The organism is Streptomyces sp. UG1 (assembly GCF_049974585.1).
Classification (GTDB): Bacteria; Actinomycetota; Actinomycetes; order Streptomycetales; family Streptomycetaceae; genus Streptomyces.
Genome location: NZ_JBNGGG010000033.1, coordinates 51,871 through 75,702 on the forward strand (window position 1 = coordinate 51,871; position 23,832 = coordinate 75,702).

A 23,832-nucleotide genomic window follows, 5' to 3' on the forward strand; every position below is an offset into this window, starting at 1 on the left:
TGCGTCGAGGGCTCATTCCACCGCGCGGTGGCGCGCCCACAGGGGCAGCAGGAACCAGCACAGCACGTACCAGACGACGACGGCCGCGACCAGCAGCGGCACGAACCAGTCGTGGGTGGCGACCCGCAGGATCAGCAGCAGTGAGCCCGACATGGTGCCGAGCAGCAGGAACAAGCCGACGAAGGTCATCTTGGAGGCCCACGCCACCGCCTGCGGCTTGATGCGCCGCCCGGACACCAGACGGTGCAGCGACACGGGGCCGATCAGCGCGCCGGTGGCGGCGGCGCCCAGTACCACCGTCACGATGTAGATGGTCTGGTCCGTGTCGGTGAGCGTGTCGTACTTCGCCGTGAACACGACGGTGAGCAGGAAGCCGAACAGGATCTGGACGCCCATCTGGGTCACCCGGACCTCTTGGAGGAGTTCGCCCCACATGCGGTCGGCCCGCTCCTCCTCGGTCTCGTCGCGGCCCCGCCGCCTTGCCTGTGCGGTCATGCCGGTACAGGTAACCCCGCCGCGGAGCACTCAAACGGCGGGGTTCGTGAGCGGCAGGGCCACCGCTCGCGGCGCGGGTGCGCGTCTACCAGCGGCCTTCCACCTGCTCCTTGATCCGCCGGTCGTACAGGTCCCGGATCGCGGTGAGCGTGTCCTCGGACAGCTCCGGCAGCGACGCGGCGGCCGCGTTGGCGCGGGCCTGTTCGGGCGAGCGGGCGCCCGGGATCACGGTGGTCACGCCGGGCTGCTGGATGATCCAGCGCAGCGCGAGCTGGGCCGGTGTGAAGCCCTCCGGGGCGAGGGCGGCGAACTCGACGGCCGCCTCCACTCCGGACTCGTAGTCGACGCCGGAGAAGGTCTCGCCCTGGTCGAAGGACTCGCCGTGCCGGTTGTAGGTGCGGTGGTCGTTCGCCGGGAAGACGGTGTCCTTGGTGTACTTGCCCGACAGCAGGCCGGAGGCCAGCGGGACGCGGGCGATGATGCCGACGCCCGCCTCCTCGGCCGCGGGCAGCACCTCCAGGAGGGGCTTCATGCGGAACGGGTTGAGGATGATCTGTACGCTGGCCACGCCCGGCCGGGCGATCGCGGTCAGCGCCTCGGCGCAGGTCTCCACGCTGACGCCGTAGTGCGCGATGCGCTCCTCCTCGACCAGGGTGTCCAGGGCGTCGAACACCTCGTCCGTGGAGTAGACCGGCGTCGGCGGGCAGTGGAGCTGGACCAGGTCGAGGCGGTCCACGCCGAGGTTGCGCCGCGAACGGTCGTTCCAGGCGCGGAAGTTGTCGAGAACGTAGTTCTCGGGGATCTGGTCGACGCGGCGGCCCATCTTGGTCGCCACGAAGATGTCCAGCTCGGGCCTGCCCCGCAGGAAGCCGGCGATGGTCTGCTCGCTGCGCCCGTCGCCGTACACATCGGCCGTGTCGAAGAAGGTGACCCCCGACTCGACCGCCGCGTCCAGTACCGAAAGGGCTTCCTTTTCGTCCACGTCTCCCCAGTCGGCGCCAAGCTGCCACGTACCGAGACCGACGACGGATGCCCGCTGACCCGACCTACCGATTACACGCTCGTCCATGGCGTCAGTCTGTCATTGGTCATTCGCGTGGGCGCAGCGGGCCCACCGCTCGGGCTCCCTGTGAATCCATCACTCACACGAGTGAATCCGTTCGGCGAGCAAGCGGTTACCGTCGGTCCGGTCCCTAGCTTTGCCCTGTGATCGACAAGTTCACCCGCAGGGGCCTGCTCCGCACCGCGGCCCTGGCCGCCGTACCGGCCCTCTCCCCGGTGGATCCGGCCATCGCCGCGCAGGAGTTGCCGGAGTTCCCGGCGGGCGTGGCGCCGTACCGCTCGGCGTATCGCAACTGGGTCGGCGAGATCACCGTCGACGGGCTGTGGGCCTGCGCGCCGGCCGGCCCGGACCAAGTGGTCGACGTCGTCAACTGGGCGTGGCGGCACAACTGGAGGGTGCGTGCCCGAGGCTCCTCGCACAACTGGTCACCGCTGACCATCACGCCGGGCACGACGTCGGATGCGCCGGTCCTCGTCGTCGACACGGCCGCTCATCTCACCGGCCTGTCCCTGGAGTCGCCGGCCGCGGTGCGCGCCGGCACGGGCGTCACCCTGGAGGCCCTGCTCACCTACCTCGAGGAGCACGGCCTCGGCGTCACCGCCGCACCCGCGACCGGCGATCTCACCCTGGGCGGCGCCCTGGCGATCGACGCGCACGGCACCGCCGTACCCGCGCCGGGCGAGCGGCGGCTGCCCGGTCACACGTACGGCTCGCTGAGCAATCTCGTGCTGTCGCTGACGGCCGTCGTCTGGGACGCGGGCAGCGGCGCGTATGTGCTGCGGAGCTACGACCGTGCCGAGGCGGACTGCGCCGCGCTGCTCACCCACCTCGGCCGCGCCTTCGTCACCGAGGTCGTGCTGCGCGTGGGCGCGAACACCAATCTGCGGTGCGTCAGCCGTACGGACATCCCGGCCGACGAGCTGTTCGCCGCGCCCGGCACCGACGGCCGCACCTTCGCGAGCTTCCTGGACCGGGCCGGGCGGGCCGAGGCGATCTGGTTCGCCTTCACCGAGCGCCCGTGGCTGAAGGTGTGGAGCGTGTCCCCGACCCGGCCGCCGACCTCGCGGCAGGTGAGGACGCCGTACAACTACCCGTTCTCCGACAGCGTCCCGCCCCCGGTCGCGGACCTGGTCGAGCGCGTCGTGTCGGACGGGGCCTGGTATCTGGCGCCGGTGCTGGGCAACGCCCAGTACGACGCGGCCGTGCTCGGGCTGACGGCCACGCTGTCGGGGGACATCTGGGGGCCGTCCAAGAACACGCTGCTGTATCTGCGGCCGACGACGCTCAGGATCGCCACGAACGGCTACGCGGTGCACACCGGCCGGGACCAGGTGCAGCGTGTCGTCGCCGAGTTCGCCGCCTTCTACCGGGAGCGGCTCACGGCCTATGCCGACCGGGGCCGGTTCCCGGTCAACGGGTCGGTGGAGATCCGGGTGACGGGCCTGGACGATCCGGGGGACGTCGGGCGGGCGGGGGCGCGGCCCCCGCTGCTGTCGGCGCTCCGGCCGCGCGAGGACCGCCCCGAGTGGGACACGGCCGTGTGGCTGAACATCCTGACACTGCCCGGGACGCCGTACGCGGAGGAGTTCTCCAGCCAGATCGAGCGGTTCCTGCTGCGTACCTTCGACGGCGAGTACGCCATGACCAGGGTCGAGTGGTCGAAGGGCTGGGCCTACACGAGGCAGGCCGCCTGGAGCGACGGTGAGGTGCTGGGTCATGTGGTGCCCGGCAGCTTCGGGGAGGACGTGTGGGGGCAGGCGGGCGGGGTGCTGGACCGGCTCGATCCGCACAGGGTGTTCGGCAATGGCTTCCTCGACCGGTTGTTCCGGTGAGGCACGCCCCCTAGTCGTTCAGGGGCGGGACGCCCTGGCGTGCAGGGTGCGTGCGAGCTTCGGGCCGAGTCGGCGCTTGAGGCGGCGCATCGTCTCCAGTCGGCCGGCCGCCCGGTCGAGCCGGTAGTACAGCCGGGGCGGCACATGGGGCAGCAGGGGCGAGTGGCGCTGGCCGAGGAGGGCGAACATCTGGTGCGGGGGCAGGTGGATGTAGCGGGGCAGGTTCTCGTACCAGCGGGCGCTGTGGTGCGCGGCGCTCTGGGCGGACAACAGGGCCTGGCTGCGCTGCTGTTCGTAGCGGGCGAGGGCCTGCGCGAGGGTGGGCCGCTGGTGCAGCGCCGCGGCCAGGGCGATGGCGTCCTCCAGGGCGAGGGTGGTGCCGGCGCCGATGGAGTAGTGGGTGGTGTGGGCGGCGTCGCCGATCAGGACGAGGTTGCCGCGGTGCCAGGTGCGGTTGGTGAGGGTGCGGAAGTTCAGCCACTGGACGCTGCGGTCGGCCGAGGTGCGGCCGATGAGGGGGTGGCCGTCGAGGACGTCGGCGAACAGCTTCTCCAGCAGGGCCAGTCCGTCGGCCTCGTTCGCGGTGTCCAGGCCGAGGCCGGTCCAGGTCTCGGGGGCGCATTCGACGACGCAGGTGCTCGACGCGGGGCCGAAGCCGTAGCCGTAGCACCAGATCCAGCCGTGGCCGGTCTCGACGAAGGCGAAGGTGAAGGCGTCGAAGACCTTGCTCGTGCCGAGCCAGAGGTAGCGGTTGCGGCCGGTGCCGATCGCCGTGCCGAAGTGGTCGGCGTGGCGGGTGCGCAGGGCGCTGTGCACGCCGTCGGCCGCCACGATCAGGTCGGCGTCGGGCAGGTCGTCCGGTGTGACCTCCCGCTCGAACTCCAGGTGTACGCCCAGCGAGCGGGCGCGTGCGGTGAGGATCGCCAGCAGGCGGTGGCGGCCGATGCCGTGGCCTTCGTCGCCGGGTTGACGGGTCGTCAGGTCCCGGACGTGGGCCACGCCTTCGCTCCAGCGGACCGAGTTCGCCTCGATGGCCCGGGCCGACTCGGGGTCGTGCGCGTGCAGTTCGTCGAGCAGCCCGCGCCAGTAGGTGACGCCCCAGCCGTAGGTGGAGCCCTCCGGGTCGCGTTCGTGGACGGTGATGTCGTGGGACGGGTTCCGCAGCTTGAGCAGGATCGAGAGATACAGGCCGGCGGGCCCGCCGCCGACGCAGGCGACCTTCACGCACACCCCTGGAAAATTCCCAATTCGGTCATTTCGGGTTTGCAGGGTAGCAAGGTCCGCCGGGCGACAGGGCGGGAACGCTTCGCCCGTCGTCACGCCTGAGCGGTACGGCACTCCGGGTGGCCCCAGCCCTGGGGGTTCTTCGCGATCTGCTCGCCCGCCGCATAGCCGCGACCGCACAGGCAGCGGCCGGGGAACTTGGCCTTGATGGTGCGCGCGGAGCCGCCGTTCTTGCGGGAGGCTGCCGCCTTGCGACGCGGTGCCTTGGACTTCGGGGTGTCTGGGGACGGCGGCGGCTCCGGTGAGCCGAGTTCGCTGCCCGCGGGCTCCTGCACGGTGGCGGCCTGGCTGGCGGCGCGGTCGGCGAAGTCGTTGAGCCGGTCGCCGTCGACCTGGTGGGCGGGGACGTAGCGGAACTCGACCTCGCGGCCGTCGAGCAGTTCGTCGATGCGTACGACCAGGTCCTGGTTGGCGACGGGCTTGCCGGCGGCCGTCTTCCAGCCGTTGCGCTTCCAGCCCGGCAGCCAGGTGGTGACGGCCTTCATGGCGTACTGCGAGTCCATGCGGATCTCCAGCGGCAGGCCCGGGTCGGTCGCGGTGAGCAGGCGTTCCAGCGCGGTGAGTTCCGCGACGTTGTTGGTGGCCTTGCCGAGCGGCCCCGACTCCCAGCGGGCGGGGGCCTCCCTCTCGTCGGCGACGACCCAGGCCCAGCCCGCCGGCCCGGGGTTTCCCTTCGAAGCCCCGTCGCACGCGGCCACAACACGTTCACGCATGCGCCGATCATGCCATGGGCCGGCGGGCCGCCCGGTCGCAGGTCTCCCGCGATCAGGGCACGTCCGTCGTCTTCGGCATGTCCCCTTCCGTCGTCGTGACGTCGATCACCGAGAAGTTCGCGCCCTGCGGGTCGGTGAGCGCCGCGAACCGGCCGAACGGCGAGTTCATCGGTCCGAAGCGCAAAACGGCGCCCTGCTTGGTGGCCCGGGCGACGGCGTCGTCGCAGTTGTCGACCGTGAAGTAGACGTTGATGTAGGAGGGGACCTCGGGCGGGAACTCCTCCGTCATCTGCATCCGGCCGAGGACCATGTCGTCGCCGAGCGAGTAGATCCGGAAGTCGACCTCGTCGTCCTCCATCTGTTTCGCGCCGTACCCGAAGACGGCCGGGAAGAAGGCGTCCGGCTTCTCCCGCTCGCGGGTGAAGACCTCGCCCCAGCAGAACGCGCCCGGCTGGTCCATCGGCGCCTCGAAGCCCTCGTGGGTGCCCGCCTGCCAGAGGCCGAAGACCGCGCCGCTGGGCTCACGGGCCAGGCACATGCTGCCGAACTCGCCGACCGCCATCGGCTCCATCAGGATCTCGCCGCCGTTCTCACGGATTCTGGCGGCGGTGGCGCCCACGTCGGCGGAGGCGAAGTAGAGACACCACTGCGACTGCCCCTCCTGGCCCGGCATGGGCGGGACGACCGCGGCGGCCGCCTTGCCGTCGGCGTAGGCCTGGGTGTAGTTGCCGTACTCCGTCGACTCCTCGCCGAACGTCCAGCCGAGGACGTCGCCGTAGAAGTTCTTGGCCCCCTCGATGTCGGTGAACATCGCGTCGGCCCAGATGGGGGTTCCCTCAGGTTTCACGGCCATGGCTGCGGCCCTCTCCCGGATCGGTGAGTTGTCCGGATTCTTACGCTAGCCACCGGACGGTCGGGTCGCGCGCCGAATGCCTGGTTCCGTTCCAGACTGGGCAGGGACGGCGACCGGTCGACGGACGGGGCTCGGGATGGCGGACGGGACGATGCGCGCGTGGTCGGTGATCGAGCCGGGGCCGCTCGGGGCGGGGCCGCTGCGGCTGGTCGAGAAGCCGGTTCCGGTGCCGGGGGACGACGAGCTGCTGGTGCGGGTGCGGGCGTGCGGGGTGTGCCGTACGGATCTGCATGTCGCCGAGGGCGACCTGCCGGTGCACCGGCCCGGCGTGACGCCCGGGCACGAGGTCGTCGGGGAGGTCGCGGGGTTCGGGGCGGCGGTGCGCGGCTTCGCGGCCGGGGAACGGGTGGGGGTGGCCTGGCTGCGGCGGACCGACGGGACGTGCCGCTATTGCGCGCGGGGGTCGGAGAACCTGTGCCCGGCCTCGTCGTACACCGGCTGGGACGCCGACGGCGGGTACGCCGAGTACACGACCGTGCCGGCCGCGTTCGCCTACCGGCTGCCCGGCGGCCTGGACGACGTGTCGCTCGCGCCGCTGCTGTGTGCCGGGATCATCGGGCACCGCGCGCTGCGCCGCTCGGCGCTGCCGCCGGGCGGGCGGCTCGGGCTGTACGGCTTCGGGGGCAGCGCTCATCTGTGCGCGCAGGTGGCGATGGCCGAGGGCGCCACCGTGCACGTCCTCACGCGCGGGGCGCAGGCGCGGAAGCTGGCGCTCGACCTGGGGGCGGCCTCGGCGCGCGGCCCGCTGGAGATGCCGCCGGAGCCGCTGGACAGCGCGATCCTGTTCGCGCCCGCCGGTGAGCTGGTGCCGGTCGCGCTGCGGGCCCTGGACCGGGGCGGGACGCTGGCGATCGCGGGCATCCACCTCAGCGACGTCCCGGTCCTGCGCTACGAGAGCGAGCTGTTCTACGAGAAGCAGGTGCGCAGCGTCACCTCCAACACCCGCGAGGACGGCCGCGAGTTCCTGGCGCTGGCCGCCGAGCACTCCGTACACGCCACGACGCACGCCTATCCGCTGTCGCGGGCGGACGAGGCGCTGCGGGATCTCGCGGCGGGGCGGTTCGACGGGGCCGCGGTGCTGGTGAACGACCTGTCCTGAGCCGCGTGCGCCCCCGGCGGCGGCCGGGACGCGTGAGCCCGGTGATCGCGCGGTGTGCGCCCGCCCGTCCGGGCGATCGCTACCGGCGTGAAAGGACGTGCCCGTGCGCCCTCCGCTTCGGGGGAGGGTTTGCGCCACTCGCGTGGTGAAGCCGCCCCCTTCACGCCGTACCGGCAGGCCACAGGCGCTGTTTGGCTTGTCCGTGCGGCGCGTACGGCCCATCCGTGGGGCCTGTTGCGTAAGTCCCGCCTGCCCAGGGCCGCCGCCATCGCGCCCAGAGGCCGCCGTCGTCAACGACCACTCCGCTCACCCCTGCTCACCCCTCCAGGGAGGGACAGTGTCCGTACCCGAGAGTGCCACCGGACCCGCCGCCGACGACCCCGCCCCCGACGGACCGCTCACCAGTCTGAGCACCCAGGCCGCGCGCCAGCTCACCACGACCACCAAGTCCGAACCGCAGATGCAGGCCATCTCCTCGCGATGGCTGCTGAAGATGCTTCCGTGGGTGGACGTCAAGGGCGGCACCTACCGCGTCAACCGGCGTCTGCAACTGCGCGTGGGCCGCGGCCGGGTGCAGTTCGAGCACAACGGCGCCGACGACATCAAGGTCATCCCCGAGACGCTCACCGAACTGCCGGTCCTGCGCGGCTACCCCGACCTCGACGTGCTGAAGGAGGTCGCGACCCGGTTCCGGGTGCGCGAGGTCCGCGCCGGCCAGGTGCTCGTCGAGGCCGGACAGCCGGTCCATGAGGCCTACCTCGTCGTGCACGGCCGATTCACCCGCTTCACCGAGGGCAAGTACGGCGAGGAGGAGATCCTCGGCATCGTCACCGACGGCGACCAGATCGGCGACGAGGCCATCGGCCAGTCCGACCCGCTGTGGCTGAGCTCGGTGCGGGCCGAGACCGCGGGCGTGCTGCTGGTGCTGCCCTGGGCCGTGGTGCGGGAGTTCACCGAACGCGTGCCGTCCCTCGCCGCGCACCTGGCGGCCTACGCCGAACGGCAGCGGCTGCCCATGAACCGCAAGGGCGAGGCGGACGTGCCGGTGCAGGCCGGCCACAGCGGGGAGCCGACCATCAACGGCGGCTTCGTCGACTACGAACTCGCCCCGCGCGAGTACGAGTTGTCCCTCACCCAGACCGTGCTGCGCGTCCACACCAGGGTCGCCGACCTCTACAACAACCCGATGAACCAGACCGAGCAGCAACTGAGGCTGACCGTCGAGGAGATCCGCGAACGCCAGGAGTGGGAGCTGGTCAACAACCGGGAGTTCGGGCTGCTGCACAGCACCGACTACGGGCAGCGCATCAGCACCTTCACCGGGCCGCCGACGCCGGACGACATGGACGAGCTGCTGTCGATGCGCCGCAAGACCAAGCTGTTCATCGCCCATCCGAAGGCGATCGCGGCCTTCTTCCGGCAGTGCAACCGGCGCGGCCTGGTGCCCGGCACGGCGAGCGTCGACGGGCACGAGATCCCCGCCTGGCGCGGTGTCCCGATCTTCCCGTGCAACAAGATCCCGATCAGCCCGCAGCACACCTCCAGCATCATCGCGCTGCGCACCGGCGAGGGCGACCAGGGGGCCATCGGGCTGTTCCAGACCGGGATTCCGGACGAGTTCCAGCCCGGTCTGAACGTGCGGTTCATGGGCATCGACGCCAACTCGATCATCCGCTACCTCGTCACCGCCTACTACTCGCTGGCGATCCTCGTCCCGGACGCGGTCGGGATCCTCGAGAACGCCCAGATCGGCCGGACCCCTGAGTGATCGTGTGGAGCACCGGATGAACACGGCCCCCTCCTCGCCGACCCTGCCCGGACCGCCGAACCTCGCCCGCACCATCCGGGCCCGGCGCGGCGGTGCGATCCCGGGGCTCAAGTACCGGCAGGTCGCCCCCGCCGACCCGGAGAAGGCCGCGGAGGTCGACCGCAGGCTGGAGGCCTGGGCCCGCCGCCTCGATCTGTTCCCGCGGTCCTGGTCGGGGGACTTCTCGGGGTTCCAGTTCGGCCGGGCGGTGGTGCTCCAGCATCCGGCCGGGGCCGACCTGGAGCGCCTGACGGTGGCCGGGGAGCTGCTGCTCGCCGAGAACATCGTCGACAGCTGCTACTGCGAGGAGGACGAGGGCAGGGGCGCCTCACGCAGCGGACTCGGCGGGCGGCTGATCCTGGCCCAGTCGGCGCTGGACCCCTACCACGGCACCCCGGAATACCAGGAACAGTGGGCACACGGTGTGCAGCGGGACGGTCCGCTGCGCTCGTACCACTGGGCCCTGAAGGACTACGCCGCCGTCGCCACGCCCAGCCAGACCGACCGGCTGGTGCACGATCTCGCCCGGCTGCACCTGGGCTATCTCGCCGAGGCGGCCTGGAGCGAGACGCGGTACGTCCCGCACGTGTGGGAGTACCTGGTGATGCGGCAGTTCAACAACTTCCGTCCCTGTCTGTCGATCGTCGACGCCATCGATGGCTACGAACTGCCCGAGGCGCTGTACGCCCGCCCCGAGATGCAGCGGATCACCGCCCTCGCCTGCAACGCCACCACGATCGTCAACGACCTGTACTCCTTCACCAAGGAACTGGCCAGCGACCCCGACCATCTGAACCTGCCGCAGGTCATCGCGGCCAACGAGCGCTGTGGCCTGAAGGCCGCCTATCTGAAGGCGGTCGAGATCCACAACCGGATCATGGAGGCGTTCGAGGAGGAGTCGGCCCTGCTCGCCGCCACCTCACCGCTCGTCGAGCGCTACGCCCGGGGCCTGTCCGACTGGGTGGCCGGCAACCACGAGTGGCACGCCACCAACACCCACCGCTACCACCTGCCCGACTACTGGTAAAGCGCGAGCGAATGACAGAACGTCACACGCACCAACCCGAGGAGTCACCGTTGACCATCGCCCCCGAAGCCAACCCCAAGGCGAAATCGGTGCCGACCCAGTCCACGTACCAGAACCGCGTCGCGGACTACTGGAACGCCGAGGAGAACCCGGTCAACCTCGAACTCGGAAAGCTCGACAACCTGTACCACCACCACTACGGCATCGGGGACGCCGACCGCTCGGTGCTCGACGAGCCCGATCCCGCGCTGCGCCGGGAGCGGATCACCGCCGAACTGCACCGGCTGGAGCACGCCCAGGCCGAACTCCTCGCCGATTCCCTCGGCCCGCTCTCCCCCACCGACCGCGTCTTCGACGCCGGCTGCGGGCGCGGCGGCGGCAGCGTGGTGGCGCATCTGCGCTACGGCTGCCACGCCGACGGCGTCACCATCTCCGACAAGCAGGCCGAGTTCGCCAACGCGCAGGCCCGCGAACGGGGCATCGACGACCGGGTGCGCTACCACCACCGCAACATGCTGGACACCGGGCTCCCGACCGGGGCGTACGCGGCCTCCTGGAACAACGAGTCCACCATGTACGTCGAGTTGGACCTGCTGTTCGCCGAGCACGCCCGGCTGCTGCGCCGCGGTGGCCGCTATGTGGTGATCACCGGCTGCTACAACGACACCTATGGGCGCGCCTCCCGCGAGGTGTCGCTCATCAACGCGCACTACATCTGCGACATCCATCCACGCTCGGCGTACTTCCGCGCCATGGCCCGCAACCGGCTGGTCCCGGTCCATGTGCAGGACCTCACCGCGGCGACCATCCCCTACTGGGAGCTGCGCCGCGAGGCCGATCACCTGGTGACGGGCATCGAGGACACGTTCCTGAACGCCTACCGCAACGGCAGCTTCCAGTATCTGCTGATCGCGGCGGACCGCGTCTGAGCGACCGTCGGGCTCGCGTCGGCCACGGCCATTCCGTGGCCGACGCGTGTCTTCCCTCCGGGGCCCGGCCGTGCTTGCCTGGGGAGCCGTTTTCGGTGTCCGGGGCGGGAGTCGCCGTATGCGCAGACCGTGGGTCGTGGGGGTGCTGCTGGCCGCCGTGCTGCTCGGCGCGTGCGGGGACCCGGCGTCGGAGCCGCAGGACGCGCCCCCGCCGGAGCTGCCGAGGGCATCGGTCACCACGCAGCAGCGCGCGCCCGCCTCACCGAGCCCCACGCCCGTGAAGGCGCCCTCCGTGCTGTATCTCGGCGACTCCCTCGCGATGGAGGCGCAGAAGGTCGTCGGTCAGGAACTGCGCCGCGAGCTACGGGCGACGTACCGGAGCGCCCCGTACTCGGGCACGACCCTGTGCGACTACCTGGAGGGCACGGGCGAGCGGTCCCTGGTCCCGGACGCGGACAAGGCGGCCGTGCTGGTGCGCAGGCAGCGGCCGGACTTCGTGGTGCTGCAGTTCTGGGGGAACGCGTGGGGCTACACGCCGTGCATGGACGGGATCACGCACGACGCCTCCCCGGAAACGTACTTCAAGCGGTACGCGGCGGACATGAAGCGGCTCACCGACCAGATCTCGGCGGCCGGGGAGGCGCGGATCGTCTGGGTGCTGCAGGGGCCGGACCCGATCACCCCCGACCGGGTCCGGCGGGTCAACGCCCTCTACGAGAAGCAGGCCGCCGCGTCGGGCGACCTGGTCGCCGACGCCGGCGAGGCGGTGAGCGCGGCGGGGGCGCGCTACTCCTGGGTGCAGTACCTGCCGTGCACGGCGTACGAGCAGGAGCACGCGGAGTACTGCACACAACCGGGCCGTGACCGGACGGCCCTGCACCGCGACGACGACTATCTGCACTTCTGTCTGGCGCCGACCACCTCGACGCCGAAGCCGTGCCCGGTCCGCTCCCCCGGGATTCTGCGGATCGCCCAGGCGATCACCGAGGCGATCCGCGAGAACCCGTAGGGCCGGGCTCACTCGCCGGCGTAGGCCTTGTCCAGGGCGGCGATGTCGAACTTGCTCATCGCCATGAACGCCTTGGTCACCCGGGCCGCCTTCGCCGGGTCCGGGTCGGTGATCATCGCGTCCAGCCGGTCCGGGACGACCTGCCAGGACACGCCGTAGCGGTCCTTGAGCCAGCCGCACGGGCCGGGCTCGCCGCCGTTCTCGGTGAGCTTGGCCCAGTAGTAGTCGATCTCCTCCTGGTTCTCGCAGAAGATCATGAAGGAGGTCGCCTCGGTGAACTTGAACTGGGGCCCGCCGTTGAGCCCGAGGAACTTCTGGCCGTTGGCCGTGAACTCGACGGTCATCACGCTGCCGGCGGGCTGGGGCGCCCCCTCCGGGTAGTGCGCGACCTTGCCGACGCTGGAGTTCTTGAAGACGGAGACATAGAAGTGGGCGGCCTCCTCCGCCTGCCCGTCGAACCAGAGACACGTGGTGAAACCGTCGCTTGCCATGACTTCCTCCTGGAGCGTGGATCCGCTGTCATCCGTATCGACCGGCCCGCGCCGCGAAACTCATCGCTCGAAAGGGCAGCAAAACCAGATGGCCGCTACACCGAGGCGAACTAGCATCCGGGCATGACGTCATCGCCCACGGACAGCATCCGCCCGTACCGCATCGACATTCCGCAGAGCGACCTCGACGATCTCCACGACCGCCTCGACCGCACCCGCTGGCCCGACGAGATCCCTGGCGCGGGATGGGCCTACGGGGTGCCGGTCGACTATCTGCGCGACCTCGTACGGCACTGGCGGCACACCTACGACTGGCGGGCGGCCGAGGCGCGGCTCAACGAGTGGCCGCAGTTCACGACCACGATCGACGGGGCGAACGTCCACTTCGCCCATGTCCGCTCGCCCGAGCCGGACGCCACCCCGCTGATCATCACGCACGGCTGGCCGGGGTCGATCGTGGAGTTCCTGGACGTCGTGGGGCCGCTCGCCGACCCGGCGGCGCACGGGGGCGATCCGGCGGACGCCTTCCATGTCGTCCTGCCGAGCATCCCGGGGTTCGGGCTGTCCGGGCCGACGACCGAACCGGGCTGGGAGGCGGGCCGGGTCGCCGACGCGTGGGCCGAGTTGATGCGCCGGCTCGGCTATGAGCGGTTCGGCGCGCAGGGCGGCGACTGGGGCGCGGCGATCACCCGGGAGCTGGGCAGGTCCCATCCCGAGCGGGTGCTCGGCGTCCACGTCAATCTGCTGCCGGGCGCGCAGGCGGCCACCGAGCCGACGCCGGAGGAATTGGCCGAGCTGACCCCCGACGAGCAGGAGCGGGCACTGGCCTCGTGGCGCCGGTGGGCGGCCTTCTCCCGCGACGGCATCGGCTACTACCACCAGCAGGCCACCCGGCCGCAGACCCTGGCGTACGGGCTCACCGACTCACCCGTGGGCCAACTCGCCTGGATCGTCGAGAAGTTCCGGGAGTGGACGGACTCCGAGGACCTGCCGGAGGAGGCGGTCGACCGGGACCGGATGCTCACCAACGTGATGCTGTACTGGCTGACCGGCACCGCCGGTTCGTCCGCGCGCATCTACTACGAGCGGGCGCACCCGAGCGGCCGGGTCGCGAAGCCCGCCGAGCCGTCCACCACCCCGACTGCGCTCGCCCTGTTCCCCGCCGAACCGCAGCTCCCGCTGCGGCACAAGGCGGAGCGCACCGAGAACCTGGTGCGCTGGGCGGAGTTCGACCGGGGCGGGCACTTCGCGGCGATGGAGGAGCCGGACCTGCTGGTGGACGACGTCCGGGCGTTCTTCCGGCAGTTGCGCTAGGCCCTGTCGTCGGATTCCCGTCATCCGCCCGAAGGGCGGGCCGCGCGGCGTCAGGTGCGGCGAGTGGGGGCACCTCCCACGCCCTTAAGGCAGTGGGGGAGCGTGCATGGCGTCGCGCGGCAGGCGGGAATCCGACGACAGGGCCTAGGGCTCTGCCGTCGGCTGATCTGCCACGGGCAGAGAAATCCGCCACCGGCGTCGTCCGCGGTCGACAGTGGAGTCGACGGCATCCCGACCACCACGAGGAGACCAGATGACGCCCCTTGCCATGCTCGCGCCCCGGGCCGAGGAGGGCGACGCCCCGCCGACACGGTTCGACGACCATCTCGCCGCCCAACTGCTCGGCCAGCGCATCGTGTTCCTCGGCACCGAGGTCACCGAGGCCTCCGCCAACCGGGTCTGCGCCCAGTTGCTCCTGCTGTCGGCGGAGGACCCGCGCACCGACATCAGCCTGTACATCAACAGCCCGGGCGGCTCGGTGCACGCCGGGCTGGCCATCTACGACACGATGCGGCTCATCCCCAACGACGTGTCGACGCTCGCCATGGGTTTCGCGGCGAGCATGGGTCAGTTCCTGCTGTGCGGCGGCACGCCCGGCAAGCGGTTCGCCCTGCCCAACGCGCGGATCATGATGCACCAGGGGTCGGCCGGCATCGGTGGCACCACCGCCGACATCGAGATCCAGGCGGAGAACCTGGACCACAGCAAGCGGACCATGGAGCGGCTTCTCGCCGAGAACACGGGCCAGACGCCGGAGACCATCGCCCGGGACGGCGACCGCGACCGCTGGTTCACGGCCGAGGAGGCCAGGGAGTACGGCATGGTGGACGGGGTCGTCCAGTCCCTCGCGGACGTCCGCCCGGCCGCCTCGAAGCGACGGATGGGGCTGTGACATGGGGAACTACACGATTCCGTACGTCGTCGAGCGGACCGCGCACGGCGAGCGCTCCTCCGATGTGTTCAGCCGGCTGCTGTCGGAGCGGATCATCTTCCTCGGCACCGAGATCGACGACGGCGTCGCCAACGTCGTGATCGCCCAACTGCTCCATCTGGAGTCGTCGGCGCCGGAGAGCGAGATCGCGATCTACATCAACTCCCCCGGCGGCTCGTTCACTTCGCTGATGGCGATCTACGACACCATGACGTATGTGCAGGCGCCGATCTCCACGTTCTGCGTGGGGCAGGCGGCGTCCACGGCCGCCGTGCTGCTGGCCGGCGGGGATCCGGGGCGGCGGTTCGTGCTGGAGCACGCGCGCGTGCTGCTCGGTCAGCCCGCGTCGGGGGTCAGCCGGGGCATGATCTCCGACCTCGCCCTGCAGGCCAAGGAGATGGTCCGGATCCGCTCGCAGGTCGAGGAGGTGCTGGCCCGGCACACCCAGCACGACATCGCGACGCTGCGCGCGGACATGGACCGCGACAAGGTGTTTACGGCGCAGGAGGCGGTGGCGTACGGGCTGGCCGACGAGGTGGTGAGCCGGCGCCTCGTGGGGGTCTGAGGCGCCGGCGCGTCCTCAGGCCGCCAGGCACAGCCCGTCGTGCGGTGTGCCGGCCCTGCCGCGGCCGCTGCCCGGGACGCTGCGGCTGCTGAGCCGGACCAACTCGCCCTGCGCCAGCGACAGCAGGTCGCCGAGGCCGAGCCCCAGGGCGTGGGCCGCGGCCGCGAGGACCTCCGAGGAGGCCTCCTTGCGGCCGCGTTCCACCTCGGAGAGATACGGCATGGAGATCCGGGCGGAGTCGGCCACGTCCTTGAGCGTGCGTTCCTGGGCCAGGCGCTCGCGGCGCAGTACGTCGCCGACGAGGTCGCGCCAGAGGGGTTCCTTGGGGGCGGGGGTCTCCGGCGGGGCGAGGGCCGGGCGTTCGGCCGGTGGGGAGGTCGCTCCCGGGCGTTCGGACGGCGGGCGGGTCGTTCCCGGGCGCACGCCTGGCGGATGGGCCGACGGCTGGGTCGGCGGCCGGTGGCGGGCCGGTGGGCGCAGGGGAATGACGCGGGCTTCGTTCGGCGCTTGTTCGCTCACCTTCCCAGCCTAGGAGCGCCGGGCGTGAGGGGAAGGAATCGGCGTTCCGCCCTGGGGGAAATCAGGCCCCGACCCTCACTCGTCGGCGAGCCGCAGCACCGCCCGCACCCGTTTGCCGACCGGCACCCGCTCCACGGCGACCTCCGTCGCGAGCGCGTGCACTATCTCCAGACCGTGCCGCCCGACCCGCTCCGGGTCCCTGGGGTAGCGCAGGGGCAGGGCGGAGCTGCTGTCGTACACGCAGACCGTCACCGCGTCGTCGGTGCCTTCCAGGTCCAGGATGTAGGGGCCGTTGCTGTGCCGGTCGGCGTTGGTGACCAACTCGCTGACCACCAGGAGCACCTTGTCCTCGGCGGTCTCCGCGATCGTGGCGCACCACTCGGTCCTCAGCCGCCCGAGGAACAGCGCGGCGAAGGACCGCGCCTCGGCGATGCATCCCGGTTCACCGCTGTAGTGCGCCGCCCGCCGCAGCGGTTCCACGGGCACGTCGAAACCAGTCGTAATCACTGCACCGTCCACGTGCTCGGTCATGCGTTTCTCTCTCGGAAGCCGGACTGGCCGGACGCTGTTGCACCAGTCCTCGTACCCAGAGCGGAGCCGAGCAGTCACTCTGCAGGTGGCGCCGTACGTCACAACACGGGCGACTGCGGTGCGGGGGTGGTCGGCGCCGATTGTGACGTGGTGGTCGTGTCCTCGTCGGGCGGTGGCTGTGTGGTGGGCGTGTCGGGCGATTCGGGCTCGGTGGTCGTGGGCTCCGTCGGCGATGTCTGCGGGGACGTTTCGGGCGTGGAGGTCTCAGGAGTCGTCGGCGGACTCGGCGATGTCGGCGACGTGGGTGTCGACAGGCTCGGCGACGGGGTGGGCTTCGCCGGCCGGTCGGTCTTCCTGTCCTTGCCGCCGTCGTCGCCCCGGTGGCGCGCGACCCACTCGTCGTCGTCCTCGTCGTAGATGACGAAGACGTTGATGATCGTCGTCGAGGGCGCGACCACCACGACGTTCGAGGAGCGGAACGACGGCCAGGCGTCACCCGTGTGCCGGGGCGCGTCCTGCTGGGCGACCGGCCGGGTCAGCGGGTTGCCGCAGGCGCACCGCACCCGGGGCTCCCCGCGGGCGTCGACGAGCACCGCCGTGCCGGCCTGCAGGACGGCCTGGTAGCTGGTGGCGGCGCCGTCGGCGTAGCCGTGGTTGGTGACGCGGGTGTCCAGGCGCAGTTGGACCGGGGTGAGGGAGCGCAGATAGGCCGGGACGCCGGAGGGCTCGACCCGGGCGACGGAGGCGAACGCCTCGTTCTTCGCCGGGACCTGCCGGAGGTACGTGATCTGCTTCTCCACGTCGCAGGCGGCCACGTTGCGACTGCCGCCGTACAGGCCGGGCGCCCCGCCGTCGACGCCGCGCACCGCGTTCGACGGCGCCGACTCGGTGGGCGGGGACGGGGTGGCGGGCGCGACGGAGCTGTCCTTCGCCGTGGAGGCGGTGAACGGGTCGGGGCCTGTCTTGTCCGCCGCCTGGAGGAAGACCTCGCCGCTCTTGCCGGTGCCGCCGTCGCCGCGGGAGAGGACGACGGCGATGACCACGGCGGCCACGACCACGGCGGTGAGCACCGCGATCCGGGGCACGGACCGCCACCAGGGGTGCTGGGGTTCCGGGCCGGGCGCCGCGCCGCCGCCACCGCCGGACGGGGGCGGCGAGGGCGGGCCGGACGGCGGCTGGGAGGGGCCCGAAAGGGGGCCCGAGGGCGGTCCGGTGGGGCGGCCGGACGAGGGAGGTTCGACGCTCACGAAGCCTTCTTCCCGACGCGGGGCCTGTCTTGCCGTTTTGTCGGCCTTTTTTGTCAGCCTTTGGGGTCTTTCGCGACGCTTCCATTCTGTGTTCCGATCCCGCGCGGCCCGCAAGCCGACGCGGACGGACCTCCCGGCGAGCGCACCGCTGAAGTGCTCCTTAGCGTGGGCAGGGTGAGTGCGCCGACCCCCTCCCCTCCGGCCGTGGCCGCCCATGGCTGGGTGCAGGCCCTCGTCGCGGTGCTGGCCGGGCTGGTTTCGATGGGGGTGGTCGCCGCGCTCGGGCTGTGGGCGGCGGGCGCGGCCGATCTCCCGGACGGCGCCTTCCCGCGCGTCGTCGCGGCGACCGTGGTCACGGCGGTCGGCGGCACGGTCGAACTCTCGGGGAACGCCGGAGCGCTGGCCGAGTCCGACGCCGGGCTGACCGTGATCCCGCTGTCCGTCACGCTCACCGGCGCCCTCGTGCTGGCCGCTGGCTTTCTGCGGCCGCTGCGGCACCGGGCGGTCGCGGGCGCCGCGGAGCTGGCGGGGTGGGCCGCGAGGATCGCCGTGCTGTGGCTGGTCGCACTGCTGGCGCTGGCCTTCTCCGCCCGCCAGACCTTCTCCCTCTCCCTCGGCGACCTCACGCCGGAGGAGCTGGGCGACCTCGCAGACCTCGGCGACCTGTTCGGCATCTCCCCCGAGATCGGCTTCACCACCGATGTGCCGGCGACCGTGTTCTTCGGCCTGCTGTGGCTGGCGGGCGTGCTGGTGCTGGCCCTGCTGGTCGCGCGCGGGGCCCCGCTGCCGGGGCGGCTGCTGCGCTTCCAGGAGTCGGTGCGGCCGGCCGCGTACGCCATGGTGGTGCTGTTGCTCGCGTACGTCGGGCTGGGCGTCGTCATCGGTCTGGTCGTCGCGGCGACGCGCGGGCACGCGGCGGAGACGTTCGCCGTGATCCTGCTCGGGTTGCCGAACCTGGTGTGGCTCGCCCTGACGATCGGGCTGGGTGCGACCTGGAACGGCAGGGTGGACGGGCCGTTCGGGCTGCCCATGCCGCATGTGCTGGACGAGGTGCTGCGTGGCAAGGAGGTCGCCGAGCTCAACCTGGGCACGCTCTCCGAGCACGACGGGCGGGTGTGGTGGCTGGTGGCCGTGGACGCGGCTTTGCTGGTGGCCGCCGCGTTCGTGATGGCGAGGCGCTCGCCGGCCCGGATGCGTGCCTGGCAGCACGGCGTGCACATGGCGGTGGCGCTGGCGCTGACGGTGCTGATGATCTGCCTCGTCGGCCGGATCTCCGCGCACTACGGGCTGTCGGTCCTGGGCATCGGCGACCTGGGCGGTGATCTGGGCGGCGAGTTGTTCCTGAGACCAGAGGTGTGGTCGGCCTTCGGCCTGGCGCTGCTGTGGGGGCTGGTCGCCGGGTTCCTCGGCGGGCTGCTGGCGCGGCCGGTGCGGCACAGGGGCGAGGTCGCGGCACCGGCCGGAGGCTGAGCGGGACGCCGGTCGACTGCGGGACTCGGCTCGGGTAGGCCGCCGTACGACCGCCTCGCCATACGCCGTCGTACGACCACCCCGGCGGTCACCGGCCGAAGACCGGGGCGGCCCAGCGGGGCGGTGGCTTCGGCAGGTCCTGTGCGGGGTCCTTCGGCGGTCCCGCGGCCCGGGACCCCTTCGCCGGCTCCGCGACCCCGACGTCGACCTCCGTCGGCGCGTGCGCCGGCGTCGCGCCACCGGACATGGCGGAGCGCAGGTCGGCGACGAAGGCGAGGCAGGAGTCCTGGCGGTGGTCGGGGTTCTTGGCCAGCGCCCTGCCGAACACGGCGTCGACCGACGGGGAGAGGTCGGGACGCGCCTCGGTCAGGGGTGGCGGCTCGTCGAACTGGTGGGCCCACAGCAGGGCCATGTCGTCGTCGCGGCGGAACGGCGGGTGGCCCGCCAAGGACTCGTAGACCACGCAGGCGAACCCGTAGACGTCGCAGCGCGCGTCGACCGGCTTGCCGGAGATCTGCTCGGGGGCCACGTAGTCGAGGGTGCCGACGAACTGGCCGACGGTCGTGAAGCCGGTCAGCGACAGCGACTTCTTCGTCAGGCCGAAGTCGGTGAGATAGACGTGCTCGGGGTGGTCGCTGTCGGTGCCGCGTGCGACGAGGATGTTGCCGGGTTTCACGTCCCGGTGGACCAGGCCGTGCTCGTGGGCCGCGTCGAGGGCGGAGGCGACCTGGGCGGCGATGCGCAGGACCGTCCCCGGCGGCAGCGGGCCCTGGCGGTCGAGGAGGGAGCGCAGGTCGCTGCCGGGGACGTAGCGCATGGCGATGTACAGGACGCCGTCGGTCTCGCCGGCCTCGAAGACCGGCACGATGTGCGGGTGGTCGATCGCGGCGGCGGCCCGGGACTCGTGGGTGAAGCGGCGCCGGAAGGTGTCGTTGCGGGCCAGCTCGGGGGCGAGGAGCTTCAGCGCGACGGTGCGTTCCAGGCGCAGATCCCGGGCGCGGTAGACCACGGCCATGCCGCCCCGGCCGATCTCGCGCTCGATGCGGTAGCCCGCGACCTGCCGGCCGATCAGCTCGGAGGGCCGGCCGGAGAACAGGCTGGTGTCACGGGCCATCGGGCGTCACGACCTGGGTCGGGGCGTGGCCGGGCTCCGCCTTCGCACGGGGCTCGGCGTCCGTCGCGTAGGTGCTCAGCCGGGCGCCGTCCGCGTACACCCACCGCTCCTGCTCGGCGTCGTACAGCCACACGGACTCCCCGTCGACGACCACCCCGAGCCGTACGCCCTGGGTGCGGGCGTGGAAGGTCTCGCCGTCCAGGCCGCCGGTCGCCAGGTGCTCTACCGAGGCCCGGTAGCCGGACAGCGCCCGCTCGGCCCGGGCGAGCAGCGGGCGCGGGTCGGCGGTGCGGGCGAGCGGGCCGGCGTCGGCGGTGGGCGGGTCCTGCGGTACGGCGACCAGGCGGCGGCCGTCGACCCAGGCGGACCAGCCGTTGGCGCACAGGACCCGTCCCCAGTCGCCGCGCCGTTCGACGAGCTGGACCGGCAGGAAGGCGTCGAGGGGCACGGTCGGCCGGGCGGGGTCGGGGGCCTCCCAGGCGGACATGCCGTGGCCGGGGACGACGTGCGTGGGCCGGAAGCCGGGGGAAGTCATCGCCTGCGCCTACTTCCGCATCACGACGGGTTCGCGGCGGCGCAGCAGCCGGGAGACGAGGAAGCCGAAGAGCACCGAGAGCACGACCAGCATGGCCACGTTGAACAGCCACACCCCGGCCGAGTGCTCGAACAGCGGATCGCCGGTCAGGTCGCCGGGCACGATCCGGGCCAGTTCGACGGTGCCGGCCATCGCGCCGAGCGCCCATCGCGAGGGCACCAGCCAGGAGAGCTGCTCCAGGCCGGGGACGCCGTGGAGCTTGAGCAGGGCGCCGCAGAAGACGACCTGGACGATGGCGAGCAGCACCAGCAGCGGCATCGTCACCTCCTCCTTGCGCACCAGCGCGGAGACGACCAGGCCGAGCATCATCGCGGTGAAGGCCAGCAGGGCGACGGCGACGGTGATCTCGACGAGGGGCGGCATCAACACGCCTTCGCCGCCGGGGGCGTTGAGGTCGACGCCGAGCAGGGCGACCAGGGTCAGCACGACGGCCTGGAGGACGGTGATGGTGCCCAGGACCACCACCTTGGACATCAGATACGCCGATCTGGACAGTCCGACGGCGCGTTCGCGCTGGTAGATGACGCGCTCCTTGACGAGTTCGCGCACGGCGTTCGCCGCGCCGGTCAGGACGCCGCCGACGCACAGGATGAGCAGCGCGTTCATCGCCGTCGCCTGGGTGAGCCTGCCACCCGCAAGGGCGCGGGCCATGGCGCCCATCACGAACGGCAGGGCGATCATGATGACGAGGAAGGTGCGGTCGGCGCCGAGCGCGGTGGCGTAGCGGCGGGACAGGATGCGGAGCTGGGCGCCACGGGTGCGCGGCCGGGGCGGCTGGGTGATGACGACGGGGTCGGTGCGGGGCCGGCGGGGCTGTGCGGTCGCGTCGGCGATGTACTGCCGGTGGCACAGCGAGGTCCGGTAGTCGACCGCCCAGTCGCGTTCCCGGTCGCGTTCGAAGGCCTCGAAGGCCTCCGGCCAGTGCTCGAAGCCGAAGAAGGGCAGGGCCTCCTCGGGCGGGCCGTAGTAGGCGATGCGTCCGCCGGGCGCGAGGACGAGGAGGCGGTCGCAGGTGTCGAGGCTGAGCACGCTGTGGGTGACGACGATGACGGTCCGGCCGTCGTCGGCCAGTCCGCGCAGCATGTGCATCACCGAGCGGTCCATGCCGGGGTCGAGTCCGGAGGTCGGCTCGTCGAGGAACAGCAGCGAGGGCTTGGTCAGCAGCTCCAGGGCGACGCTGACGCGCTTGCGCTGCCCGCCCGACAGGCTGTGCACGGGCTGCCCGGCGCGCTGCTCCAGGCCCAGCTCGTGGATGACCTCCTCGACCCGGGCGCGGCGCTCGTCCTTCCCGGTGTCCTGGGGAAAGCGCAGCTCGGCGGCGTAGGACAGGGCGCTGCGGACGGTGAGTTGGGCGTGCAGGATGTCGTCCTGCGGGACCAGGCCGATGCGCTGGCGCAGCTCGGCGTAGTCGTGGTAGAGGTCGCGGCCGTCGTACAGGACGGTGCCGTGCTCGGCGGGGCGCTGTCCGGTGAGGGCGCCCAGGAGGGTGGACTTGCCCGCTCCGCTCGGTCCGACGACGGCGAGCAGGCACTTCTCCCCCACCGGGAAGGAGACGTGGTCGAGGAGGGTCTTGCGGCCGCGGTCGACGGTGACCGCGAGGTCCTGCACCTCCAGGGAGATCTCGCCGGTGTCGACGTACTCCTGGAGCTGGTCCCCGACCAGGCAGAACGCGGAGTGTCCGATGCCGACGACGTCCCCGGGGCCGACCGGTGCGACGGTGACGGCGCCGCCGTTGAGGTAGGTGCCGTTGTGGCTGCCCAGGTCGGCGATCTCGTACGTCCCGTCGGGCAGGGTGTGCAGCTCGGCGTGGTGGCGGGAGACGACCAGGTCGTCGATGACCAGGTCGTTGTCGGAGGCGCGGCCGATGCGGACGGTGCGGGTGGGCAGCGGCCGGACGTTGGTGGGCTGCCGGAAGGTGCCCGTGCGCCCGGGCATGGACACGCCCGAGGGGCGTTCCGGCGCCGCGGCCGGGTGGCGGTCCAGCAGGACCGCGCGGGGGCCGTCGGAGGGGTTGCCGAAGCGGATGACGGAGCCGGGGCCGACGTCCCGGTGCTGGATGCGGTGGCCGTCGGCGTAGGTGCCGTTGGTGCTGTTGTCGTCCGCGAGGGTCCAGTGGCCGGCCTCGGGGTGGAACACCGCGTGGTGCCAGGAGACGCGGGCGTCGTCGATGACGATGTCGCTGAGCGGGTCGCGTCCTACGCGGTAGTCACGGCCCGGGGTCAGCACGGTCGAGCCCGACTCGGTCTCCATGACGAGTACGGGTGCGGCCGGTGCGACAGAACGCTCCGCCATGCCAGGATTCTATCGATCTGCCCATATATGTGCCCACTTGCGCCAGGGTGGGGAACCGTTCGGATCCGGGGTCAGGCGACGGGCATCACCAGCGCCGGGATGGTCCGCTGCATCCGCAGGGCGTCCACCGACTCGGCGAGCAGTTCGTACTCGGTGGTGTCGTCGCTCACGGCGATCCGGACCAGGCGGCCGGCCGCCAACTCGTCGGCGACCAGCTCCTGTTGGTCGACGTCGCCGCACCAGGTGCGCAGCGCGGCCGGGACGTCGGGGACGGTGTCGGCGACCGGGACGAGCGAGCTCGGCGGGAAGTGCTCTGCCTCCGGTCGCGGGTCTAATCGCTCGGCCATCCAGGACGCCCGGTCCCGTAACCACCACAGGGCTAGGGCCAGGGTGGGCGCCCGGTAGGTCCCCAGGGGCACTCCGATGCGCCGCCCGCCGCAGACTCCGTATGCGGTGACATGGCAAAGGAACTCGTCGTGCACGTAGCCTCCCCCGTGGTGCCGTGTTCGCCTGCCGGCGGACCTCGCTTCCCGATGCGGCTCGTGAGCGGTGCGTAAGGGCGCCGTCGCCCCAAGTGAAGCGCCCTCGTAGT

At 71.8% G+C, this 23,832-nt stretch carries 23 protein-coding genes; 10 read left to right on the forward strand and 13 right to left on the reverse strand.

Annotated elements, in window-relative coordinates:
* Positions 1-12: 12 nt before the first annotated feature.
* Both ACP4J3_RS32565 and ACP4J3_RS32570 read right to left on the reverse strand, forming a co-directional pair.
* Positions 13-495 (reverse strand): DUF6328 family protein, encoded by a 483-nt coding sequence (locus tag ACP4J3_RS32565; protein ID WP_426539756.1) that lies wholly within the window; start codon positions 493-495, stop codon positions 13-15.
* 85 nt (positions 496-580) lie between these two features.
* Positions 581-1,564, reverse strand: coding sequence for an aldo/keto reductase (locus ACP4J3_RS32570; RefSeq protein ID WP_426539758.1), 984 nt, complete (start codon positions 1,562-1,564; stop codon positions 581-583).
* A gap of 137 nt (positions 1,565-1,701) precedes the next feature.
* Here ACP4J3_RS32570 and ACP4J3_RS32575 point away from each other — a divergent pair, with 137 nt between their 5' ends.
* The gene (locus ACP4J3_RS32575) at positions 1,702-3,390 is read left to right on the forward strand and encodes a cholesterol oxidase substrate-binding domain-containing protein (RefSeq protein WP_426539759.1); all 1,689 of its coding nucleotides are present in this window, start codon (positions 1,702-1,704) and stop codon (positions 3,388-3,390) included.
* Between the two features lie 18 nt (positions 3,391-3,408).
* On the opposite strand, the gene ACP4J3_RS32580 is transcribed toward ACP4J3_RS32575, so the two are convergent.
* The 3 genes from ACP4J3_RS32580 to ACP4J3_RS32590 form a co-directional block, all read right to left on the reverse strand.
* Positions 3,409-4,620 (reverse strand): FAD-dependent monooxygenase, encoded by a 1,212-nt coding sequence (locus ACP4J3_RS32580; protein WP_426539760.1) that lies wholly within the window; start codon positions 4,618-4,620, stop codon positions 3,409-3,411.
* Between the two features lie 86 nt (positions 4,621-4,706).
* Positions 4,707-5,387, reverse strand: a complete 681-nt coding sequence (locus ACP4J3_RS32585; RefSeq protein WP_426539761.1) for a ribonuclease H family protein — start codon at positions 5,385-5,387, stop codon at positions 4,707-4,709.
* 52 nt (positions 5,388-5,439) lie between these two features.
* Positions 5,440-6,240: a VOC family protein gene (locus ACP4J3_RS32590; protein ID WP_426539763.1), complete on the reverse strand. Its 801-nt coding sequence runs from the start codon at positions 6,238-6,240 to the stop codon at positions 5,440-5,442.
* A 151-nt stretch (positions 6,241-6,391) separates the two neighbouring features.
* Here ACP4J3_RS32590 and ACP4J3_RS32595 point away from each other — a divergent pair, with 151 nt between their 5' ends.
* The 5 genes from ACP4J3_RS32595 to ACP4J3_RS32615 all read left to right on the forward strand — a co-directional run bounded on the left by ACP4J3_RS32595 (position 6,392) and on the right by ACP4J3_RS32615 (position 12,171).
* On the forward strand, positions 6,392-7,399 hold the full coding sequence (locus ACP4J3_RS32595; protein ID WP_426539859.1) for a zinc-binding alcohol dehydrogenase family protein: 1,008 nt from the start codon (positions 6,392-6,394) through the stop codon (positions 7,397-7,399).
* 337 nt (positions 7,400-7,736) lie between these two features.
* Positions 7,737-9,167 carry a family 2B encapsulin nanocompartment shell protein gene (locus tag ACP4J3_RS32600; RefSeq protein ID WP_426539764.1) on the forward strand — a complete coding sequence of 477 codons (1,431 nt, stop codon included), beginning with the start codon at positions 7,737-7,739 and terminating at the stop codon, positions 9,165-9,167.
* A gap of 16 nt (positions 9,168-9,183) precedes the next feature.
* On the forward strand, positions 9,184-10,233 hold the full coding sequence (locus ACP4J3_RS32605) for a family 2 encapsulin nanocompartment cargo protein terpene cyclase (RefSeq protein WP_426539766.1): 1,050 nt from the start codon (positions 9,184-9,186) through the stop codon (positions 10,231-10,233).
* A gap of 50 nt (positions 10,234-10,283) precedes the next feature.
* Positions 10,284-11,162: a geranyl diphosphate 2-C-methyltransferase gene (locus ACP4J3_RS32610; protein ID WP_426539767.1), complete on the forward strand. Its 879-nt coding sequence runs from the start codon at positions 10,284-10,286 to the stop codon at positions 11,160-11,162.
* A gap of 118 nt (positions 11,163-11,280) precedes the next feature.
* On the forward strand, positions 11,281-12,171 hold the full coding sequence (locus ACP4J3_RS32615) for an SGNH/GDSL hydrolase family protein (RefSeq protein ID WP_426539769.1): 891 nt from the start codon (positions 11,281-11,283) through the stop codon (positions 12,169-12,171).
* Between the two features lie 8 nt (positions 12,172-12,179).
* Here the strand turns inward: ACP4J3_RS32615 and ACP4J3_RS32620 are convergent, their stop codons facing one another.
* Positions 12,180-12,662 (reverse strand): VOC family protein, encoded by a 483-nt coding sequence (locus tag ACP4J3_RS32620; protein WP_426539770.1) that lies wholly within the window; start codon positions 12,660-12,662, stop codon positions 12,180-12,182.
* Between the two features lie 123 nt (positions 12,663-12,785).
* On the opposite strand from ACP4J3_RS32620, the gene ACP4J3_RS32625 reads away from it, so the two are divergent.
* The 3 genes from ACP4J3_RS32625 to ACP4J3_RS32635 all read left to right on the forward strand — a co-directional run bounded on the left by ACP4J3_RS32625 (position 12,786) and on the right by ACP4J3_RS32635 (position 15,472).
* Entirely contained in the window at positions 12,786-13,976 is a 1,191-nt protein-coding gene (locus ACP4J3_RS32625; RefSeq protein WP_426539772.1) for an epoxide hydrolase family protein, read from the forward strand.
* A gap of 253 nt (positions 13,977-14,229) precedes the next feature.
* Entirely contained in the window at positions 14,230-14,868 is a 639-nt protein-coding gene (locus tag ACP4J3_RS32630; RefSeq protein ID WP_426539774.1) for a ClpP family protease, read from the forward strand.
* Position 14,869: 1 nt separating this feature from the next.
* Entirely contained in the window at positions 14,870-15,472 is a 603-nt protein-coding gene (locus ACP4J3_RS32635) for a ClpP family protease (protein ID WP_426539775.1), read from the forward strand.
* 15 nt (positions 15,473-15,487) lie between these two features.
* On the opposite strand, the gene ACP4J3_RS32640 is transcribed toward ACP4J3_RS32635, so the two are convergent.
* The 3 genes from ACP4J3_RS32640 to ACP4J3_RS32650 form a co-directional block, all read right to left on the reverse strand.
* Positions 15,488-15,991, reverse strand: a complete 504-nt coding sequence (locus ACP4J3_RS32640; RefSeq protein WP_426539777.1) for a helix-turn-helix domain-containing protein — start codon at positions 15,989-15,991, stop codon at positions 15,488-15,490.
* A gap of 75 nt (positions 15,992-16,066) precedes the next feature.
* Entirely contained in the window at positions 16,067-16,522 is a 456-nt protein-coding gene (locus ACP4J3_RS32645; protein WP_426539778.1) for an ATP-binding protein, read from the reverse strand.
* Positions 16,523-16,620: 98 nt separating this feature from the next.
* The gene (locus ACP4J3_RS32650) at positions 16,621-17,769 is read right to left on the reverse strand and encodes a DUF6777 domain-containing protein (protein ID WP_426539779.1); all 1,149 of its coding nucleotides are present in this window, start codon (positions 17,767-17,769) and stop codon (positions 16,621-16,623) included.
* A gap of 174 nt (positions 17,770-17,943) precedes the next feature.
* Between ACP4J3_RS32650 and ACP4J3_RS32655 the strand changes: the two genes are divergently transcribed.
* Positions 17,944-19,239 (forward strand): streptophobe family protein, encoded by a 1,296-nt coding sequence (locus tag ACP4J3_RS32655; RefSeq protein WP_426539780.1) that lies wholly within the window; start codon positions 17,944-17,946, stop codon positions 19,237-19,239.
* 88 nt (positions 19,240-19,327) lie between these two features.
* Here the strand turns inward: ACP4J3_RS32655 and ACP4J3_RS32660 are convergent, their stop codons facing one another.
* The 4 genes from ACP4J3_RS32660 to ACP4J3_RS32675 all read right to left on the reverse strand — a co-directional run bounded on the left by ACP4J3_RS32660 (position 19,328) and on the right by ACP4J3_RS32675 (position 23,722).
* The gene (locus ACP4J3_RS32660) at positions 19,328-20,353 is read right to left on the reverse strand and encodes a serine/threonine-protein kinase (RefSeq protein ID WP_426539781.1); all 1,026 of its coding nucleotides are present in this window, start codon (positions 20,351-20,353) and stop codon (positions 19,328-19,330) included.
* Positions 20,343-20,888, reverse strand: coding sequence for a hypothetical protein (locus ACP4J3_RS32665; protein ID WP_426539782.1), 546 nt, complete (start codon positions 20,886-20,888; stop codon positions 20,343-20,345). The genes ACP4J3_RS32660 and ACP4J3_RS32665 overlap by 11 nt, the downstream gene beginning before the upstream one ends.
* Before the next feature lie 9 nt (positions 20,889-20,897).
* Positions 20,898-23,240, reverse strand: a complete 2,343-nt coding sequence (locus ACP4J3_RS32670; protein WP_426539784.1) for an FHA domain-containing protein — start codon at positions 23,238-23,240, stop codon at positions 20,898-20,900.
* A gap of 71 nt (positions 23,241-23,311) precedes the next feature.
* Positions 23,312-23,722 (reverse strand): hypothetical protein, encoded by a 411-nt coding sequence (locus ACP4J3_RS32675; protein WP_194038498.1) that lies wholly within the window; start codon positions 23,720-23,722, stop codon positions 23,312-23,314.
* Positions 23,723-23,832 lie beyond the last annotated feature (110 nt).